General features: G+C 47.8%; 16 protein-coding genes and 1 pseudogene. 7 read left to right on the top strand and 10 right to left on the bottom strand.

Annotated elements, in window-relative coordinates; translation table 11 throughout:
• Positions 1 to 42: 42 nt before the first annotated feature.
• Genes purB through rluE form a run of 5 tightly spaced genes read right to left on the bottom strand, consistent with a single transcriptional unit; the run spans position 43 to position 4,477 of the window.
• Positions 43 to 1,413, bottom strand: coding sequence for an adenylosuccinate lyase (purB, locus tag ACX8ZY_RS12405; protein ID WP_010246268.1), 1,371 nt, complete (start codon positions 1,411 to 1,413; stop codon positions 43 to 45).
• A 44-nt stretch (positions 1,414 to 1,457) separates the two neighbouring features.
• A complete protein-coding gene (hflD, locus tag ACX8ZY_RS12400) occupies positions 1,458 to 2,099 on the bottom strand; it encodes a high frequency lysogenization protein HflD (RefSeq protein WP_010246266.1) in 642 nt (213 codons plus the stop codon).
• Between the two features lie 42 nt (positions 2,100 to 2,141).
• Positions 2,142 to 3,254: a tRNA 2-thiouridine(34) synthase MnmA gene (gene mnmA / locus ACX8ZY_RS12395; RefSeq protein WP_010669869.1), complete on the bottom strand. Its 1,113-nt coding sequence runs from the start codon at positions 3,252 to 3,254 to the stop codon at positions 2,142 to 2,144.
• 42 nt (positions 3,255 to 3,296) lie between these two features.
• Positions 3,297 to 3,770: an NUDIX domain-containing protein gene (locus ACX8ZY_RS12390; RefSeq protein ID WP_158131828.1), complete on the bottom strand. Its 474-nt coding sequence runs from the start codon at positions 3,768 to 3,770 to the stop codon at positions 3,297 to 3,299.
• Between the two features lie 44 nt (positions 3,771 to 3,814).
• Positions 3,815 to 4,477: a 23S rRNA pseudouridine(2457) synthase RluE gene (gene rluE / locus ACX8ZY_RS12385; protein WP_060679956.1), complete on the bottom strand. Its 663-nt coding sequence runs from the start codon at positions 4,475 to 4,477 to the stop codon at positions 3,815 to 3,817.
• Between the two features lie 104 nt (positions 4,478 to 4,581).
• Here rluE and icd point away from each other — a divergent pair, with 104 nt between their 5' ends.
• Positions 4,582 to 5,832: an NADP-dependent isocitrate dehydrogenase gene (gene icd / locus ACX8ZY_RS12380; RefSeq protein WP_158131827.1), complete on the top strand. Its 1,251-nt coding sequence runs from the start codon at positions 4,582 to 4,584 to the stop codon at positions 5,830 to 5,832.
• A 120-nt stretch (positions 5,833 to 5,952) separates the two neighbouring features.
• On the opposite strand, the gene ACX8ZY_RS12375 is transcribed toward icd, so the two are convergent.
• From ACX8ZY_RS12375 to ACX8ZY_RS12355, 5 genes are all read right to left on the bottom strand, one after another.
• Positions 5,953 to 7,086 carry a site-specific integrase gene (locus ACX8ZY_RS12375; protein ID WP_158131826.1) on the bottom strand — a complete coding sequence of 378 codons (1,134 nt, stop codon included), beginning with the start codon at positions 7,084 to 7,086 and terminating at the stop codon, positions 5,953 to 5,955.
• On the bottom strand, positions 7,061 to 7,312 hold the full coding sequence (locus ACX8ZY_RS12370; protein WP_158131825.1) for an excisionase: 252 nt from the start codon (positions 7,310 to 7,312) through the stop codon (positions 7,061 to 7,063). The genes ACX8ZY_RS12375 and ACX8ZY_RS12370 overlap by 26 nt, the downstream gene beginning before the upstream one ends.
• Positions 7,313 to 7,337: 25 nt before the next feature.
• The gene (locus tag ACX8ZY_RS12365; protein WP_158131824.1) at positions 7,338 to 8,063 is read right to left on the bottom strand and encodes a DUF2786 domain-containing protein; all 726 of its coding nucleotides are present in this window, start codon (positions 8,061 to 8,063) and stop codon (positions 7,338 to 7,340) included.
• Positions 8,063 to 8,500: a hypothetical protein gene (locus tag ACX8ZY_RS12360; protein WP_158131823.1), complete on the bottom strand. Its 438-nt coding sequence runs from the start codon at positions 8,498 to 8,500 to the stop codon at positions 8,063 to 8,065. The genes ACX8ZY_RS12365 and ACX8ZY_RS12360 overlap by 1 nt, the downstream gene beginning before the upstream one ends.
• Before the next feature lie 482 nt (positions 8,501 to 8,982).
• Positions 8,983 to 9,663 (bottom strand): LexA family protein, encoded by a 681-nt coding sequence (locus ACX8ZY_RS12355; protein WP_158131822.1) that lies wholly within the window; start codon positions 9,661 to 9,663, stop codon positions 8,983 to 8,985.
• 53 nt (positions 9,664 to 9,716) lie between these two features.
• Between ACX8ZY_RS12355 and ACX8ZY_RS12350 the strand changes: the two genes are divergently transcribed.
• From ACX8ZY_RS12350 to ACX8ZY_RS12325, 6 genes and pseudogenes are all read left to right on the top strand, one after another.
• Positions 9,717 to 9,941, top strand: coding sequence for a Cro/CI family transcriptional regulator (locus ACX8ZY_RS12350; RefSeq protein ID WP_158131821.1), 225 nt, complete (start codon positions 9,717 to 9,719; stop codon positions 9,939 to 9,941).
• Positions 9,942 to 9,978: 37 nt separating this feature from the next.
• Positions 9,979 to 10,422 (top strand): YmfL family putative regulatory protein, encoded by a 444-nt coding sequence (locus ACX8ZY_RS12345; RefSeq protein ID WP_233273086.1) that lies wholly within the window; start codon positions 9,979 to 9,981, stop codon positions 10,420 to 10,422.
• Between the two features lie 249 nt (positions 10,423 to 10,671).
• The gene (locus ACX8ZY_RS12340) at positions 10,672 to 10,869 is read left to right on the top strand and encodes a DUF4222 domain-containing protein (RefSeq protein WP_158131819.1); all 198 of its coding nucleotides are present in this window, start codon (positions 10,672 to 10,674) and stop codon (positions 10,867 to 10,869) included.
• On the top strand, positions 10,859 to 11,797 hold the full coding sequence (locus tag ACX8ZY_RS12335) for a helix-turn-helix domain-containing protein (RefSeq protein ID WP_158131818.1): 939 nt from the start codon (positions 10,859 to 10,861) through the stop codon (positions 11,795 to 11,797). The genes ACX8ZY_RS12340 and ACX8ZY_RS12335 overlap by 11 nt, the downstream gene beginning before the upstream one ends.
• 12 nt (positions 11,798 to 11,809) lie before the next feature.
• A pseudogene (locus ACX8ZY_RS12330) lies at positions 11,810 to 12,450 on the top strand (ParB/RepB/Spo0J family partition protein); the annotation flags it as partial.
• Positions 12,451 to 12,781: 331 nt separating this feature from the next.
• Positions 12,782 to 17,107, top strand: coding sequence for a S1 RNA-binding domain-containing protein (locus ACX8ZY_RS12325; RefSeq protein WP_158131817.1), 4,326 nt, complete (start codon positions 12,782 to 12,784; stop codon positions 17,105 to 17,107).
• Positions 17,108 to 17,454 lie beyond the last annotated feature (347 nt).

Below are 17,454 nucleotides of genomic sequence, written 5' to 3'. Positions count from 1 at the left end.
AGATGTTAACGCAGACCGGACTGGGCCGGTCCGCGGCGGGCATTATTTCAGATCGTCAACCATCTGGATAGCGCGGCCAATATAGTTTGCAGGCGTCATCTGCTTCAGACGGACTTTTTCCTCTTCCGGCAGCGCCAGGCTGTCGATAAAGGCCTGCATGCCGGCGGCATCGACGCGTTTACCGCGTGTCAGCTCCTTCAGCTTTTCATAAGGCTTCTCAATGCCGTAACGGCGCATTACCGTCTGGATCGGTTCTGCCAGCACTTCCCAGTTGTGATCCAGTTCGTCCAGCAGACGATCGCGGTTCACTTCCAGTTTCGAGATGCCTTTCAGCGTCGCCTGATAGGCGATCAGCGCATAACCGACGCCCACGCCGAGGTTACGCAGCACGGTGGAGTCGGTCAGATCGCGCTGCCAGCGTGAGACCGGCAGCTTGCTGGCCAGATGCTGCATTACCGCGTTCGCCAGGCCCAGATTGCCTTCGGAGTTTTCGAAGTCGATTGGGTTCACTTTGTGCGGCATGGTCGACGAGCCAATCTCGCCCGCAATGGTCTTCTGTTTGAAATGGTTCAGCGCTACATAACCCCAGATATCGCGATCGAAATCGATCAGGATGGTGTTAAAGCGGGCGATGCAGTCGAACATTTCGGCAATATAGTCGTGCGGCTCAATCTGGGTGGTGTAAGGGTTCCAGGTGATCCCCAGCGAGGTGACGAAGTTCTCGCTCAGCGCATGCCAGTCCACTTCGGGATAGGCGGCAATGTGGGCGTTGTAATTCCCTACAGCGCCGTTGATTTTGCCCAGCACCTCAATCTGTTTCAGCTGACGTAACTGACGCTCCAGACGGTAAGCGACGTTCGCCATCTCTTTACCCATCGTCGACGGTGTAGCCGGCTGGCCGTGGGTGCGGGAGAGCAGCGGAATGTCACGATATTCGCTGGCAAGATCCTTCACAGCGGTAATCAGCTGCTGCCAGTAAGGCAGGATCACGTCACGACGGGCTGTTTCCAGCATCAGGGCGTGCGACAGGTTGTTGATATCTTCAGAAGTACAGGCGAAGTGGATAAATTCAGAAACAGCATGCAGGGCAGGGACGTCGGCAACTTTCTCTTTCAGGAAATACTCAACCGCTTTGACGTCGTGGTTGGTGGTGCGCTCAATGGTTTTGATGCGCGCGGCATCTTCTTCGGAAAAACCGGCGACAATCGCATCAAGGAAAGCGTTTGCGTCGGCATCAAATGCAGGAACTTCCTTGATCTCTGCGGTCGCGGCCAGTTTTTGTAACCAGCGAACTTCAACCTCAACGCGGAATTTCAGCAAACCGAATTCGCTGAAAATCGCACGCAGCGGGCTGACTTTATCGCCGTAACGACCATCGACAGGTGAGACGGCGGTCAGAGAGGATAATTCCATCAGTGCAACTCCTGAATCATTTAGCAGTGTTTTGCCGCACCGACTTAGTAAGTCAGTGGCAGCCGGGATAAGAGGGTTTTCGCTTCACGCAGCAAACGCTGACGCGAGAACATCAGTTGCAGTCGGCCACCACCGACCTGCTGCCACAATACGGCAGCACGGATACCGGCTAACAGGGTGGCGCGCACTTTACTCTGTACCTGCGTATTCTGCAGTACCGCAGGCGAACCGGTGACCTGAATACGCGGGCCAAGCGGGCTGATCACATCCACATAGATGGCAGCCATCGCGCTGAGAATGGTGTCTGACTCCAGTTCATAATGCGCCAGCTGGCGATCCAGCTGAGTGATGCGCTGGGCCAGCGTCGCCATGGCTGTTTTACTGGCGCTGAGCTTGCGCTCCAGCACCATCATGCTCAGGGTGTAACGCGTCAGCTCTGCACCTGCACCCTGACGACTGCTGCTGTTCAGCACCGCCATCAGCGTTTCAAGTCCGAGGCGCAGGTTGGCTTCATTGTTGCCAAACACCGCCAGCGTTGAGCCAGGGTTAAGGTCCAGCACGCTGCGCAGCGATACGGTCAGCGCCTCCGGCTGGCAGTGACCCTGCTGAGCCAGCTGCTGCACCAGATGGGCCGACTGACAGATGCCCGCCAGCGCCAGCGTAATTTCCTGATAATTTTTCGCCACGGTTACTCCTGTTTACGCGTCATCAATGCGGGCTGAGCCCGCTTACTCCGCCACTAACGGCAGACGCTGTTCGATAATACCGCCACCGAGGCAGACCTCGCCAAGGTAAAACACCGCAGACTGGCCCGGCGTCACCGCTGCAACCGGCTCGTCGAAACGCACCTCAATCCGATCGTCGCCGTGTGGGATAATCTCACAGGGAATATCGGTCTGACGATAGCGGGTTTTCACGGTGCAGCGAAGCGGGGCGGTAATCGGCTGGCGATCAACCCAGTGCAGCTGCTGCGCAATCAGGCCGACGGACATCAGACGCGGATGATCGCCGCCCTGGGCAACAATCAGGCGGTTACGCGCCACATCTTTGTCGACCACATACCAGGGATCATCTTTGCTCTCTTTCAGGCCGCCAATACCCAGGCCTTTACGCTGTCCCAGAGTATGGTACATCAGCCCCTGATGTTCACCGACGATCTGGCCTTCGGTGGTTTCTATTTCGCCAGGCTGAGCCGGGAGATAGCGCGCCAGGAAGTCGCGGAATTTGCGCTCACCGATAAAGCAGATGCCGGTGGAATCTTTCTTCTTCGCGGTGATAAGGTCGAGCTGTTCGGCAATGCGGCGCACTTCCGGTTTTTCCAGCTCGCCAACCGGGAACAGACTTTGGGCGATCTGCTGGTGGCTCAGGGTATAGAGGAAGTAGCTCTGATCTTTGTTGCCATCCAGACCGCGCAACAGCTGGCTCTGGCCAGCCACATCCTGACGACGCACGTAGTGACCGGTGGCGATAAAATCTGCGCCGAGATCCTCAGCCGCGAACTCCAGGAACGCTTTGAATTTGATCTCTTTGTTGCAGAGGATATCGGGGTTGGGCGTGCGGCCTGCTTTGTACTCTTCGAGGAAATGCTCAAAGACGTTATCCCAGTATTCAGCGGCAAAGTTAACTTTGTGCAGCTTCATACCCAGCTTGTCGCACACCGCTTGCGCATCCGCCAGATCGTCCGCGGCGGTACAATACTCCTCGCCATCGTCCTCCTCCCAGTTCTTCATGAACAGGCCTTCAACCTGGTAACCCTGCTGTTGCAGTAACCAGGCGGAAACGGAAGAATCGACGCCGCCGGACATACCGACGATCACTTTTTTCTGGCTGTTGTCAGACATGACACGCTCGCATTACGATAAAAAAACAGGCGGCGCATTCTATCATGCAGAAGGCGCGCACGCACCCTCGTGAAACGGCCACCGGAACGGGCTGACCAGATGTAGCGGGTAGCGCGTGCCCTGTTGCCACAGGCGAACGCTTTCCGCGACCAGCGGCGAACGCAGGTTAGAGGCAGTGAGAATCTGCGCTGGCGGCAACCACCAGCAGCAATCGATGTCGCTGTCCTGCGGCTGGGTTGGCATTTTTTCCGCCAGATCCACGCCAAACAGAAAACGCACAAAAGGCGTACTGTCGGGCGCGATCCACTGGTTTATCGCGATGAAATAGTGCATCGGCGTGGCGATGCCGGTCTCTTCATAGAGTTCGCGCTCTGCGGCTTCCAGCAGAGTTTCATCCGCTTCAAGATGCCCGGCGGGCTGGTTCCAGGTGGGGCGACCGTTGATCGTCTCTTCCACCACCAGTAATTCACCTTCTGCCTGAACCAGACAGGCGACAGTAACATGAGGTTTAAACATCACTTCTCCGCAATTGTTAACCTGAGGTTATAAAAAACCGGTTTTCAGAGCGCACTTTCACTGAGTTCGCGCCACGCGCCCGGAGCCAGATCGTCCAGCGAATAACTCCCCATCGCGTACCGAATCAATCGCAATGTGGGAAAGCCAATGTGGGCGGTCATCCGGCGAACCTGTCGATTTCGGCCTTCATACAGCGTGATTTTCAGCCACTGCGTCGGGATGTTTTTACGTTCGCGTATAGGGGGCTGACGTGGCCAGAGCCACTCAGGTTCAGCCACTGTTTCTACCCCAGCGGGCAGCGTCAACCCATCTTTCAGATTAACCCCATCCCGCAAAGGCTGCAGATCCGTCTCCTGTGGCTCGCCTTCCACCTGCACATAATAGATCTTACCTGTGCGTTTGCCGGGCTGAGTCAGCGCAGCCTGCAGCGCGCCGTCGTTGGTCAGCACCATCAATCCTTCGCTGTCGCGATCGAGGCGACCTGCGGCATAAACCTCTGCGACGCTGACAAAATCCTTCAGGGTTCGGCGGCCCGCTTCATCGGTGAATTGCGGTAACACGTCGAACGGTTTGTTAAACAGAATCACGCGGCGCGGAGCCGCAGGGCGGGCAGGGGAACGCCGCGCATCACGCGTCGGACGGCTGAATCGTTTATCCTGGTGAATTCGTTGAGAAGTTTTTCGCATGGGCTTTGCAGTCAGAAACATTCGGCGCATTATAACGTGAAATTGCGGTGATTGGCGTGGCGGAAATATTCAAGTAGTATTGACGCGCATCTTACAAATCATTAACAAACGCCCAGGAGAGGTTAATGGAAAGCAAAGTAGTTGTTCCGGCGGAAGGTCAGAAAATCACCCTGAATCAGGGCAAGCTCACAGTGCCAAACAATCCGGTCATTCCTTACATTGAGGGTGACGGTATCGGTGTTGATGTTTCTCCGGTCATGCTGAAAGTCGTCGATGCGGCGGTGAAGAAAGCCTACAACGGCGAGCGTAAGATCTCCTGGATGGAGATTTACACCGGTGAGAAGTCAGTTGAACTCTACGGCCAGGACGTCTGGCTGCCACAGGAAACTCTCGACTTAATCAAAGAATATCGCGTGGCCATTAAAGGCCCACTGACCACCCCGGTCGGCGGCGGTATTCGTTCACTGAACGTGGCCCTGCGTCAGGAGCTTGACCTCTACGTCTGCCTGCGTCCGGTACGTTACTACAAAGGCACGCCAAGCCCGGTTAAACGTCCTGAAGAGACCGACATGGTGATCTTCCGTGAAAACTCCGAAGATATCTATGCGGGTATCGAGTGGAAAGCGGGCTCTGCCGAAGCGGACAAAGTGATCAAGTTCCTGCGCGAAGAGATGGGCGTGAAGAAAATTCGCTTCCCTGAGCAGTGCGGTATCGGCGTTAAGCCGTGTTCAGAAGCGGGCACCAAACGTCTGGTGCGCGCGGCAGTGGAATACACCATCACTAACGATCGTGATTCACTGACCCTGGTTCACAAAGGCAACATCATGAAGTTCACCGAAGGCTCTTTCAAAGACTGGGGATACCAGTTAGTGAAAGAAGAGTTCGGCGGCGAACTGATCGACGGCGGCCCGTGGATGAAGTTCAAAAACCCGAACACCGGCAAAGAGATCATCGTTAAAGATGTGATTGCTGATGCGTTCCTGCAACAGATCCTGCTGCGTCCGGCTGAGTATGACGTTATCGCCTGTATGAACCTGAACGGTGACTACATCTCTGACGCTCTGGCAGCGCAGGTTGGCGGTATTGGTATCGCACCAGGCGCCAACATCGGTGACGAGTGTGCGCTGTTCGAAGCGACCCACGGTACAGCACCTAAGTATGCAGGTCAGGATAAAGTGAACCCAGGTTCAATTATTCTGTCCGCAGAAATGATGCTGCGTCATCTGGAGTGGTTCGAAGCGGCTGACCTGATTGTTAAAGGTGTTGAAGGCGCTATCGCTAACAAGACCGTGACTTACGATTTCGAACGCCTGATGGATGGCGCTAAACTGCTGAAATGTTCAGAGTTTGGTGACGCGATCATCGAAAATATGTAATCAGTTTTACGAAACATATAGCCAACACGAATGTAAAAATCGTGTTGGCTTTTTATTTCACGCCTTCTTTCCCCAAAACTTCCCCAAAACTCTTCCCCAAAACTGTCTATAAAATCACCATCACACAGCCACCACAATCCAGTCTTTGCCGCGATCATCGTTGTAGCGATCAGTCATTTTCTGAGTCTTATGGCCGAGTAATTTTTGAGTGTCTACACCCTGTTCACGATACAGGCGTTCCGACAACGAACGCTGCTCATGAAAGGTGGGTGCAGCGCCTTCAGCCCATGTTATGCCGCAGTGATTTCTGGCCTTTTTGAACGTCGTTGTAATAGAGCTGGCAGAAACCTTATCACCCCGGACGGCCTGAGAGGTTGAGTGACGGAAATGGACCAGATATTTACTCACTACAGCGTCCCGGCATTGAGCGATAACCTCTCTGAGTGAGATATCAATGGTCATACACCTCAAGCTCAGAGGGATGGCAACGCGGCACCCGGTTTTCTCTTGGGTAACATGCAGCATGTCGTCCCAGATGTCCGAAAATTGCATATTAGAGATATCCCCGATGCGCTGGCCAGTGACCAAAGCCAAAAGCATTGCGCACTGGAGATAGGGCGGGTGATCCTCTGCAGCGCTGAATATTGCCTGCCACTCGTCCAGTGAAAGACGCTGACGTACTACCCGGTTGCGTGGTTGTTTGGTGGCCTGCGCTGGGTTGTAGCCGGGGGGAACGTGCCCAGCATGCTGGGCCTCTTTGAACACATCAATGATCGCCATCCTCACTACCTGAGCCATTCGGTTATGGCCTTCGGCTTTAACAGCATCGACTATCTCCGCGACCTCTAACGCCCCAACGTCCTTTAAATACATCATCCCGCAATTCTGACGTAACAATTCGACCGGCTTCTTTTTCTGCTTCACGGAATTTATTTTTATCTCCCCTGACTCAAGACGCTCCTGCTGTATTTCAAGGTAACGATCAAGCCACGTTGTGACGGTGATAAATTCCCGCGACTCTCGCATTTTTGCGATCTTCTCGTTAACGCTGAGTATCTGGCGGGTCCGCTGTTCTGCAATTATGGCGTTGGCTTCATTTGCGACCTGCTTCGCTTCATCTGCATTGGTTCCCAGACTGTGAAATTTGCCAGTGATAGGGTGCTTATATTGCCAATACACACGACCAGTGCGTTTATCCAGCTTTGAATAAAGGTTGGGGATTGTAATGTTATGGGTGCGCGGTCTTGCAGCCATCCTCGATAATCCTTCTCAATTTTGGGTTTGCTGTTGGTGCTAATTTCGGTGCGGCGAGAATCCCGGTAAATCGCGCCTCGCGGTCAATCATCCATTTCCGGCCAACCTTTACCGCTGGTGGGGCCATCATTTTGCCTTTCGCATACACCTTCAAAGTGCGCACGCTTGGAGCCTCTTCTCCAAATTCATCTTTAGCCCAATCCTCAAGGCTAACCATTCTGGACATAATCAAACCTCATTACCGGACATCTTTATTCCGTCATACCGATTAGCGCAGGGCCATTACTGCTTCCATCAACTCCATGAAACACTTTTGCGTGCTTACCTTCCTGGTAGCCGAGATATTTAGCATGAGAGGGGCTGTCATCATCTTTACTGTTACGGGTCTTGGCTTTACCCATGCCCTCATTTTTCAGTTTCTCGGCGTAGGCACTCATTTTGGCCTCCTGCTCTTCATCGATGACCAGCTCTTTCACTGCGTGATAGGCACCAGAGGCCCAACCCTCACAAAATTGGTCAGCCAGTGCTGCCTTTCGCTTCGGGGCAAGCCAACTTTCGCAGTGCTCATTGATGAATTTTTTTCGCGCCTGCTTAATCTGGCGTGTCAGAACGTCGAAAATGTACGCAGCTGCAACATCACGGTTATCCAACCCGTAAAAACTAACGACGCGTTTGTAGCGGTAGCTAGAGGTTGCTCTCCAACCTACAAGGCACTTAACAGCGAACGCCTTTTCAATGGTTGTAGTCAGGAAGATCATGTAAAGAGGCAGTTTCTCTGCATCGCTTGGAGAGCTTTTGCTCTCGCTCGTGCTGATCTCAGAGAACACGACCTCTGATTCACTTAGGCCATGCTCACGCATGAATGCCTGCGCCTTTGACATGGCGCTGGCAGCTTCTGCAGGACTGCTGGTGTTCTCTGCCAGACGCATCAGTTTCTGGATTTTGGAGAGGTATTTCTTTTTGGCTGCAGCGTCCATTACTTACCATCCTTACCGGCGCGGAGTTGGTTGGCGTAGGCGAGCAGTTCATCGCTCAGCTCTGCGGCACCAGATGAACGTAATTCGGCATCCTCATGACTGATATCGTGAGCATCCATGACACAATCTGGGTCACACAATGCGCTGCTTGAATCCAGGGCATTAGAAATTGCCTCAGCCCGTACAGAGTTGAGATAGGCGTCGGTGTCTGGGGCTTGAATAGCTGACAATGCTCGGTTGCGGTGTTTTCGATCTAGTACGGCTGCTTCAGGCTGGAGAATGTCACATAGTACCTTCGCTTTTTCCTCATTCTCAGCTGCTAACTCGTCACGCTCTGCCTTAAGAGCAGCGTAGCGTTCATAACTCACATAACGACCCGCTTTATGCTCTAACATTCCCCGCAAACCATTATGGGAATAACGTTTAACTTCACTCATCCCTGACTCCTTAACCCATACATTCCATGTAAATCCCACTGGCAATCAGTCGGGCGCTCCTCCTGCTGAACAGGGCAGGAACATACATGCGAGCGGGGTGGGGTCAGTTTGGTGCGCGTAGTGCGCTTCAGGTTGAGCTGCGAAACCAGCCTCGGTGTGTAATCGCCAGGGGTATTACAGATGAGGCGTGGTCGGGGGTATTCGTCGAAAATTTCAGTAATCAGGTCGTCGATGTCCTGGATCATAATCGTTTCCTCGATTATGGCTGGTGGGCTACTGCAATAGCCCACTGCCGTTTCTCCACACTAAAAAAGTTTTTAAGAAAGGCTGCGTAAGAAATCAGCAAAGTTAAGGGTAACTTTGTGATGAAACGGATGTTCGCATTTACGGACTAAATGGTCAACATTTTATGTTCGTATATACGAACGCTGGCGGGTTTGGGCCGTATCTACGCCCATTTTTGAGGTATCAATTGAGATGGATTATGGAAGTTTTGTTTGCACTGATACGCCAGTTGCAACGATTTGAGTGAGCGATTCCAACTCGATAGTTTTGTATCCAGAATTGACCGGGGCGAGATAGGCACTCGGGCCATCGATCACTAGTTTTTTGATAACAGATGCATTGCCAACTTTAGCCAAAACAATTTGGCCTGATTTTGCCTCTTTATCGGGGTCGAAAATAACTATAGCGCCCTCTGGAATGAGTCCAGCCATAGAATCATTGTCCATTTCTACGGAGAACGCATGGGGGGATACGTCATCAGTAACAGTGGTCCATTTTGAAAATTCGTTCTTTTCGTTCATCAAATTTCTCCAGTCCCCCGCCTGCGCCAGCGAGATTAGAGGGATTTTCTGGAGTGACCTTTGATCTGACTCACCGTGCCTACCTCTTTGTGAGTAGTTGCCGCCGTTGATTAACCACGTTTCAGTTACGTTTAGAATCCTGGCTAATTTGGGTATATGTGTTGCTGAAGGGTTATTATTGCCATTCACCCACTGGCTCACAGTGCTTTTTGATGCTCCGGTTCCTGCAACAAGATCCCTGCTGCGCAGATTGAGTTCCTGCATTTTGCTCACAATGCGATCACTAATGGTTTGGTGAAATTGCTGCTTCATGGTTGTCCGCTTTTCTGAACTATTCATGTTTGAATTATTGACCATTGAACATCCGTTAACTTAAACTCAGTTTGTTCGCTTTTACGGATGAGGTGGCTATGAATAAATCTGAGGTTTTGAATTATTACGGAGGAGTCACAGCAACAGCGAGATTCCTGAACATCGCAAAATCTAGTGTTAGCGGGTGGTCAGATCCTATCCCATGGAAATTTGCACTGCTGATTTCCGAGATTACAAAAAACGAACTTCAGTTCGTCTCCAGCGATTATCCCGATCTGGTACCACTTTTCGAACCACAGCCGGAGGGATTGGACCGTGGGTAATGAACCGAAATGGAAAGCAGAACGCCAGCCAGCTTGGATGATTACGGCGATCCGCAAAACAATCGCCGGTCTGGCTGGTGGATATTCCGAGGCCGCTGAGATTCTGGATGTTACCGAGGACGGCGTTCATAACAGGCTGCGCAATGGTGGCGATCAGTTGTTTCCGATTGGCTGGTCGATGGTATTGCAGCAGGCAGCAGGCAGTAATCACATCGCAACAGCTATAGCGAAAACCTCTGGCGGCGTGTTCGTGCCACTACCGGATGTCGAGCTGGTGGATTACGGCGATATCAATCAACGGCTGCTGGAGGCTATCGAACAGATCACCCAATACTCACAGCAGGTGAGGGCAGCTATCGAGGATGGAGTGGTGGAACCGCATGAACGCGAGATCATCGATGAGGAGTTAAACCGTGCCATTACCAAATTACAGGAGCATACGACGCTGGTTTACAGGGTTTTCTGTGCCCCAGAAAAGTGAAAGCGCCAGGTTGCAGCCCGGCGCTTTCGGCGACTACATCAATTAGTGTGGAGAAATAATCGCGTGAATAATTTAAACAGATCCCCGGATTTTCCGCAATTCCGTTGCCTGCCCATGAGGGGCGGGCGCAGTCGGCAGCCATTCCGTTATGTGCCGAATTTACAGGGCGCTAGCAATTTAGTCACCCGCGACGACATAGAGCGGGCTGTGGGTGACTACCTCAGAAAATCAAAACAGTCAGGGGGCTAAATGCCCCAGCTATCAGATGAGATTATCCAGCCGTGGGTCGCGCGCTATACCGATCCACGCGGTGTGATTGTTGAAACCATAGGCGTTGATGTCACGAATAACCGGGTGCTGTTCAGGCGTCCAGGTTACCCGTACGTCTGCGTCCAGCCCCGAAATCTATGGGGTCAGAAGTTCAGGAGAGTTAGTGATGAGCGTTAAATTGTCTTCATACGTCTGGGACGGTTGCGCGGCGTCAGGTATGAAAATCACCAGCGTGGCCATCATGGCGCGCCTGGCTGATTTCTCCAGCGATGAGGGCATCTGCTGGCCGTCAATCGCAACTATAGCCCGTCAGATTGGCGCAGGCTCCAGTACTGTGCGCACCTCGATACGCAAGCTCGAGGCCGATGGCTGGCTGACCAGTACCATACGGCGCAAGGGGAACCGTAACACCTCGAACATGTACCAGCTGAACGTCAGGAAACTGCGAGAGGCTGCCTATGTTCACCAGCCAGAATCTGACGCGTCAGAATCTGACACATCAAAATCTGACGCGTCAAAATCTGATGCACCAAATTCTGACCCCTCAAATTTTGACCCGTCGGAATCTGGCAAAAATGCGAATTTTCACCCGCCAGAATCTGGCGACGATCCGTCAGTAAATTCAAAACATGATCCATCAGATAAAAACCCTATATGTCCTGGAGCTACGCCTCCGGACGTTCTGCCTGGGGATAAACCCCTATCTAGTGATTCAGACGCGGTAGTGTGCAGCCCCAAAAGAACCATGTGGGGCAGCGAGGAGGATTTGAAATGTGCGCAGTGGATATGGGAGCAAATCATCCACCTCTACGAAAAAGCGGCTGAGACTGATGGCGAACTGGCAAGACCACGAGAACCCAACTGGACCGCGTGGGCTAACGACGTGCGCCTGATGTGCTCACAGGACCAGCGCACTCACTACCAGATTTGCAAGATGTTTAAACGTATTCAGAGCGATCCGTTCTGGTGCCGGAACATCCTCAGCCCGTCAAAGCTCCGCGATAAATGGGATGAGCTGGTACTCAGACTCGGACCGGTTCAGCGGTCAATCACAGACATTTCACCTATGGATTACGCCACCCCAGAAGGGTTTCGCGGTTATTAAGGGATATCAAAAATGACTACGCTATCAAAAATTTACGACAACAAATCCAAAACTGAAACGGACATCACCACCCGCAAAACCTACCTGCTGGGCGTTGATAAACTCTATGTCGAGATTGGTTACAACATCCGGGAAATCGATCAGACCCACGTCGAGGAATTCCGCGATGCCTACATCGCTGGTGAGCATGTGCCGCCGCTTGCTGTGCAGGTAACAGAGCAGGGCATAAAAATCATCGATGGCCACCATCGTTACTACGGCGCAAAACTGGCACAGGAGGCCGGTTATGACATCCGCCTAGAATGCAAAGATTTCGTGGGCAGTGAGGCTGACCGCATCGCCTTCATGGTCACATCCAGTCAGGGGCGTGCACTGGAACCACTGTAGCGAGCAGCTGCATATCAGCGCCTGATTAATCAGGGCTGGGAGCCGTCTCAGATTGCCAAAAAAGTGAAACGCTCGATCACTTACGTTGAAAATCACTTGGCGCTGCTTACGTCTGGTGATGAGCTGATCGCACTGGTCAAAAAAAAAGATGTTGCCGCCACTACCGCCGTTGGGCTGGTTCGTAAGCATGGTGCGTCAGCGTGAAAAGTACTAAAACGAAGCTGGAAAAGGCAAAAGCAACGAGCCAAAAGAAGCTAACTATAGCCGAAATGATAGCGTAGTTAACCGCTATACATGAAGGACTTACCATTAACCTTTTCAGTTTCTTTAAAATGTATAACAATCTTTTTATGAAGAATAAATATTACATTTCAATGACATAAACAAGTTTAAGAAAGAATAATGAGCCTAAGTGAAAATATTAATAATATAAATCATATGGTTAATCACTTGCTTGAAGTGAGTTCTTTATATTTATCTTAAGAAAATTCTTAACATTACGGCTATTTATGCTATCAACTTTAAAGTATGCTTAAGCAAAAATAATGTGATTGCCCATGTGGTAGATAATGTTAAGAGGTTGATGATTAACTGCTTATGAGCGAAATAACTTCAATATTAGAAGATTATGACAATACACAAAACCGGCGCGCTAGGGGCGGTATTAACGCTCTTGCTGGTTTTGATTATCAGCTACGTTATTATTTAGCTGATCTCGTTGAGTCCCTTACCATAAAAAAAGCTGCCTTGAATCACCAAGGGCAGCTTTTCTTGGAAGCTCTTTCCGATTTAGCCGTAATGGATGAGATTGACAAGTTAGTATGTATCCAAGTTAAGCGTACACTTACAACAGAGACGCTAAAACATGCAGCCATTGAAATTGTAGCTATCAACGACTTTTTAGCAGTGCACTATCCGAAATGGCACTCTACAGTGAAATTCAAGCTTGTCGCATCCAAAAGTAGTTCATTAATTGAGTGGAGTAAAATCCCGAGCACACATTCAACTTATCTAACCATACAACAACTTCTTTCCCATAATAGATTACTACAGCCTCGTATTGAACCTGATCCTTGGTGGAGAGCTATTGTTGCAGCCTGGCAACACCTTGATAAACCTTATGAATTTTTGAGGTTCGCTTTAGATCGCGCATTAACACGTGCTGCCTATGTTGAAGATGCACAACGTATTAGAGACGATATTTGCGAGCGTTTTACTCAAAGCAGAAGAGATGTTGAATTGCCGGGGCAATTGCTGATCTCTTCAGATTTTCAAGTTAAGGACCGCTTTAGCCCAAATCTGGAAGTTGGAAAAGAAATCACCTTAGCCAGGATGCGTGATGGGCAATACATGTCTAGGAATACCCGCTTAGAGGAATTGTACCAGCGTGTAATCTTAGAGAAATATGAAAGTTTAAATGATTTGAAAAGTGAAGCAAAAGTTTTTTGGCTTAGTGGTCGTTCTGGTGTTGGTAAGAGCGTTCTTTTATTACAAACTGTAAAACGCTTGGTTGATGATGGTTGGCGCGTTCTATGGCTAAAAGGACAGGCTGATTTACTTGAACCAGCGCTTAGAATAATTGCTGATGCTCCGAGTCAGTGGAGACCAGACTTTATCGCTATTGATGATCTTTATGACCGAGACTCCCGTGATCGACTTGACCTTAGTCGTATAGGCGAATTTATTGACGAACAAGGTCAACAAGCGTGGCCGATGATTCTTACATGTGGCCCCACTGAGTTTGCAGAGTCATTTGCTGAAGCAGCTAAGTATCGTGGTTTCGAGTTAATTTATGATGCTGTCGAAGCTATAACAACTCATGAAGCTGTTGAGATTGAAGCTTGGTATAATGAACGAACCGGTAAAAAAGCTAAACGTGGGACAGCATTTTCCCAAGCAACTCAAGAAGGCAATGGACTTTTTATTTCATTAGCCGTAGAACTTGCGCATGGTGATCTCAGAGCATTTGCGAGAAGATTTAGCGAGAGAATTTGTCTTAATGGCCTTGAGGAAGCCTTACGGCTTCCCTTAGCATTAAATCGAATTTATTTACGTGCGCCATATCATTGGCTTGATAAAAAAGATAGAGAAAAGCTTGAAACTCTTAATAGTGATGGTGATTTTAGTTTATTAGAACCTGGCGAGGAGGGTAAAATTCTTCGCCTTACACATCCCCACATGGCAAATGCTTTATATATAGCATTAAGAGAACCGCGTAATTCTAAATCCTATACACATGATCTTATTTCGATTTTCAATAAAGCACTGGATGATCAATATTACAGTTTAGTAGCGCAATTGCTTCGCATATTCTCTGGCAGAGAGCGGGGGGTAGTTGAGGAACGTTTAAATATTTCTGATAACTCTTTATTAGCAAATGAATGCGCTAGAATATGGCTTGGTCAACAAGATTGTATAAGCATAGATGTTGATTTTCTCGCTGATATAACAACGAGTTGGGCTTGCTGGGCTGCGTCAGTTCCTGAAATTAACGAGATTTTTTCTTCTAATCTCTTAGCCGTGGCGTTAGGAGCCTTACGAAATTCTAATAAAGTTTGGACTGTATGTTGGAGACATCTTGAACATCACTTTCCGTGCCATAAAGATTTGTTTGAATGGGCTGTTCAGTATCTAACAGATGAAAAGAAAATAAAACATCCTACTTGGTCATTTGTATGGGAGATTTGTTTAGATAAAAACAATATGAACTATGATCACTGGTGTAATAGTGGTTTCATATGGTTGCAACAGCATTTTTATCGTCCCGATTGGCATTTTGTTTGGAAGAAATTACTCCCTGAAAATGAAGAGATTGACTGGGATAATAATACATGGCTAATTTTGGGTTTAAAACGGTTGCATAATAATGCTGAAGGATCAAATTGGGCTTTTGTATTCCAAGACTTATATTCTTTAGCTACGCCGGAAAGTTCAATATCAATAGAGTTAGAGAAGTTAGCAAAAATTTGGCTCATTAATAATCAAGATACAAAAGAGTGGGCTCATGTGTGGCGCGCGTTGTTGAACCAAGATGATCATTTATCAAGGATACTTCCCATAAATGATATTATTCAGTTAGGTTTAAAATGGTTAAATGGACGTGAAGAAAAAATTGAGTGGACCTTTGTCCTGCGAGCATTAATTGATAATAGAAATAATCTTATAGAAAATTCTGAGTTAAGATTATTGGTTCAGGCAGGATGTAATTGGCTAAATAGTCATGGTCATAGAGCTGAGTGGCGTTATTTCTGGAAAGAGTTATTAGAATTTTGTGATTATGTACCATTTGCCTTAGAGTCTAGAAAATTAATTTTAATGGGTAATGAATGGCTTAAAGGTCATGAAGCCAAAATTGGCTGGATTCCTACTTGGCGTATTTTGTTAGCTAGAGAAAATTCCTTGTCGTCTCCACTAGAACTGAAGCTATTAATGCAAATGGGTGCGGAATGGTTGAAAAATCATTTAGATAAGGATGATTGGGGGATTATCTGGCAAATCATGGTGGAAAAAAAAGAGGATTTACCACCTGAATTAACATTAAAAGAATTACTTCATTTAGGAGAAGTGTGGTTGTTTGATAATAGAGAAAATGAACAATGGATATACGTTTGGCGTTCATTAATAGAAGAATATAAAAAAATCAATGAACAACCATTTTTAAAGAACATGTTAAATTTAGGATGCGAATGGTTAAAGGTTCAAGAGGGAAATGCTAAATGGAGTTTCGTTTGCGAAGCTTTATTAGAATATCACTTTAACGATAATCATTTTCTTTTACTTGCATCTCAATGGTTAATGCAGTTTAAAGAAAAGCCAGAGTGGGCTTTATTAGCTGCAAAGTTTATAATTGTGTCTCCTCTGCATCCAATCTCCATTAATTTGGCGATTATTTTAACTAAGCGTATCGAGGCTTATCCAAATAACAAAAAATGGGAGAAAATGTCCTCCCTGCCAAAAGCCTCGATAAATATTGATGAAGCTCCCCAGGAAATAAAGAAATGGCTTAAATTTCTAGAGGAGCGCCATAAGTTACCTGTATGGGAAAAGGCTAAAAGTCTCTTTGCAGTCACGCAACCAGTTGAAGGTTTAGTATCTTCTGTTAAGGCTAGGAGCTATGTAGTTGAATTAAGTATTGGATTACTGGCGATTTGTTATGACGATGCTAAATTTGCTAGTGAACTTATAGGTAAGAAGTTTGATTTTTTTATAGTAAATATAATGCCTCATAAAGGTAGAGTAATTGTAAGTAAATCTCAACCTACCATTCTTGAAATGAACGTTAAATATCAAGGTTTGGTGAAAAAACAGATGAGTTACGGGTTGTTTATAGATATTAATGGAACTAATGCATTACTTCATAAAAACAACTGCTCCAACTTTAAAGAAGTTTTAGAAAAATTTCCTTTAGGAAGCCTTATATATGTAGAGGTTGCATTATTTACTGACAAAGGGGTGGAGTTGAAATATGCAGGCGATGAGATATCATTTGAAGTTAAAGAAATTTCTGTTGGTTCGGTTCATACAGGCTTAGTGTCTGGAATGCAAAATTATGGCCTTTTTGTTCAGATTTACGATAGCGTTGGTTTATTACATAAACGAATGCTAAATATAAATGCAAACATTTATAAGGAATATTTTATAGGTCAAAGTATCAGCGTAGAAGTGATGAGTATAGCATCTTGTGGTAGAATAACATTAGGATTGCCTATAAATTTCGAAGTTGGAGCCACTATTCCTGGGTGCATTATTGGGTTGCAAAAATATGGGGTGTTTTTAAAAGTCGGTAATCGTTCAGGTTTGCTTCATTATAGCTTGTTGGGCAATAAAGTGAATATTTTCGAGAATTATAAAGTTGGTCAAATTATGGAGGTAAAAGTATTGAAAATTCATTCTGCAGGTAAAATTGATCTAGGTCTGCCTTGAAATTAAACCACATATTGGAAGGTTAGCAAAATTTAATTTTTTAGTCGGGAATTGAAGGTGGGCACTAGTTTTACTTGTTAAACTTTAATGTTTTTACAGTTTATTTACCGGTCCACTTTGGAAGTGGTCTGTAGTTGAATTAATTGTTTTTCTGGTATCACTTCAGTTTTATATTTCTTTTTTACGGAGTTTTCTTGGGGGTATAATCACGTGGTGTTTATGAAGTCGCTTTGCAGAGTGCTTCATACTATGTAATGCATTTTATCGAATGAGGTTTAAAATGGTGTCAAGACTGACTCACCTTTCACATTTATCGATTCTGCATTGTCATTCAACATCATTGGTTA

This window comes from Pantoea sp. XAF26B01_ASV70 (assembly GCF_054512635.1).
The sequence above is the reverse complement of the archived record's forward strand: the minus strand, read 5'-3'. Positions and strand labels throughout refer to the sequence as shown.

Bases quoted from the DNA above. Each gene is read 5' to 3' on its own strand.
- ACX8ZY_RS12375 (WP_158131826.1), bottom strand. From the start codon at position 7,086: ATGGCTGCAAGACCGCGCACCCATAACATTACAATCCCCAACCTTTAT.
- ACX8ZY_RS12345 (WP_233273086.1), top strand. From the start codon at position 9,979: ATGATTACGGCGATCCGCAAAACAATCGCCGGTCTGGCTGGTGGATAT.
- ACX8ZY_RS12390 (WP_158131828.1), bottom strand. From the start codon at position 3,770: ATGTTTAAACCTCATGTTACTGTCGCCTGTCTGGTTCAGGCAGAAGGT.
- ACX8ZY_RS12370 (WP_158131825.1), bottom strand. From the start codon at position 7,312: ATGTCCAGAATGGTTAGCCTTGAGGATTGGGCTAAAGATGAATTTGGA.
- ACX8ZY_RS12340 (WP_158131819.1), top strand. From the start codon at position 10,672: ATGCCCCAGCTATCAGATGAGATTATCCAGCCGTGGGTCGCGCGCTAT.
- icd (WP_158131827.1), top strand. From the start codon at position 4,582: ATGGAAAGCAAAGTAGTTGTTCCGGCGGAAGGTCAGAAAATCACCCTG.
- ACX8ZY_RS12350 (WP_158131821.1), top strand. From the start codon at position 9,717: ATGAATAAATCTGAGGTTTTGAATTATTACGGAGGAGTCACAGCAACA.
- ACX8ZY_RS12325 (WP_158131817.1), top strand. From the start codon at position 12,782: ATGAGCGAAATAACTTCAATATTAGAAGATTATGACAATACACAAAAC.
- ACX8ZY_RS12360 (WP_158131823.1), bottom strand. From the start codon at position 8,500: ATGAGTGAAGTTAAACGTTATTCCCATAATGGTTTGCGGGGAATGTTA.
- ACX8ZY_RS12355 (WP_158131822.1), bottom strand. From the start codon at position 9,663: ATGGTCAATAATTCAAACATGAATAGTTCAGAAAAGCGGACAACCATG.
- rluE (WP_060679956.1), bottom strand. From the start codon at position 4,477: ATGTTTCTGACTGCAAAGCCCATGCGAAAAACTTCTCAACGAATTCAC.
- ACX8ZY_RS12365 (WP_158131824.1), bottom strand. From the start codon at position 8,063: ATGGACGCTGCAGCCAAAAAGAAATACCTCTCCAAAATCCAGAAACTG.
- ACX8ZY_RS12335 (WP_158131818.1), top strand. From the start codon at position 10,859: ATGAGCGTTAAATTGTCTTCATACGTCTGGGACGGTTGCGCGGCGTCA.
- mnmA (WP_010669869.1), bottom strand. From the start codon at position 3,254: ATGTCTGACAACAGCCAGAAAAAAGTGATCGTCGGTATGTCCGGCGGC.
- purB (WP_010246268.1), bottom strand. From the start codon at position 1,413: ATGGAATTATCCTCTCTGACCGCCGTCTCACCTGTCGATGGTCGTTAC.